The following is a 1,451-nucleotide window of genomic DNA, read 5'->3' on the forward strand; positions in this document are numbered from 1 at the left end:
GTACGGTCCGCCCAGTCGGAGAATCCCGATCTGCGGATCGTGCTGGCCGACACGGACGACGGAGACCTCGAGGAAGCGGTGTCCCTGGCGCTGGCTTCGGGTGAGCCGCAAGTGGTGATCCGGAACGGACTCATCTATGGGGCACGTCTGGAGCGTGTCGCGGTGGCCGATCCGGACAGTGGTGATGACGGCGCAGGCATCGTGCGCGGGAATGTGTTCGGTAGCGCCGGCACGGTGCTGTTCACGGGTGCGACGGGTTCGTTGGGTGCTCTGTTCGCCCGTCATTTGGTGGTCGAGCACGGGGTGCGGAAGCTGGTGTTGGTCAGCCGCCGCGGATCGGGTGCTCCTGGTAGTTCCGACCTGGTCTCGGAGCTGGCTGGGTTGGGTGCGGAGGTGCGGGTGGTGGCTTGTGACGCTGCCGACCGCCAGGCCTTGGCTGTGGTGCTGGAGGGCATTCCGGATCTGACGGGTGTGGTTCATGCTGCGGGTGTCCTGGATGACGGCGTGATCACCTCCTTGACCCCTGACCGCATGGACACGGTTCTGCGTCCCAAGGTGGACGCCGCACTCAACCTCCACCACCTCACCGCGGACCGGTCCGACCTCACCGCTTTTGTTCTGTTCTCCTCCGGCTCAGGCACCTTGGGTGCGCCCGGCCAGGGGAATTACGCCGCCGCGAACGCGTTCCTGGATGCTCTTGCTGCCCATCGCCGTGCCCAGGGCCTGCCTGCGCAGTCCCTGGCCTGGGGCCTGTGGGACTCCGGCATGGCCGGCAGGCTCAACGACGCCGATCGGGCCCGCATGGACCAGAGCGGTGTCTCCCCGCTGACCGCCGAGGAGGGGCTGGCACTTTTCGACGCCGCGCTGCGCAGCGACGAGGCCACCCTGGTCCCGGGAAAGTTCGACCTGGCTGCGCTTCGCTCCCAGGGGGACACCGTACCCACGGTCTTCCGCGGGCTCGTACCGGTCAAGGCGCGACGGCGCCAAGCGGGTACCGGGCAGGCCGACTCGGGCCTGCTGCGGCGGCAGTTGGCGGCACTCCCGGAGGAGGAGTGGGAAGCCACCCTGCTGGATCTCGTACTGAACCGAGCGGCGCTGGTGCTCGGCTTCGGCTCCGCCCAGGCCATCGAGCCGGAGCGTGCCTTCCGCGAGCTGGGCTTCGACTCCCTGGCGGCCGTGGAACTGCGCAACGGCCTCAAGGACGACACCGGTCTGCGCCTGCCCGCGACCCTGGTCTTCGACTATCCGACGCCCGCCGCGCTCGCCCGCCATCTGCTGGACGAGCTGTCCGGCCTGGACGCCGACAGCGCCCCGGCCACCGTTCCGGGCACCGCAACCCTCCTCGACGACGATCCGATCGCGATTGTCGGGATGAGCTGCCGTTATCCGGGGGGTGTGGAGAGCCCGGAGGATCTGTGGGGGTTGGTCGCGGGTGGCGTGGACGCGATCTC

1 protein-coding gene is annotated in these 1,451 nt (G+C 69.0%); it reads left to right on the forward strand.

What is annotated here, in order from left to right; all coding sequences use genetic code 11:
• Positions 1 to 1,451 (forward strand): type I polyketide synthase (locus ABZW18_RS34730; protein ID WP_356195508.1); only part of this gene is annotated, 1,451 nt, incomplete at both ends.

This window comes from Streptomyces sp. NPDC004647, from assembly GCF_040609575.1.
GTDB lineage: Bacteria > Actinomycetota > Actinomycetes > Streptomycetales > Streptomycetaceae > Streptomyces.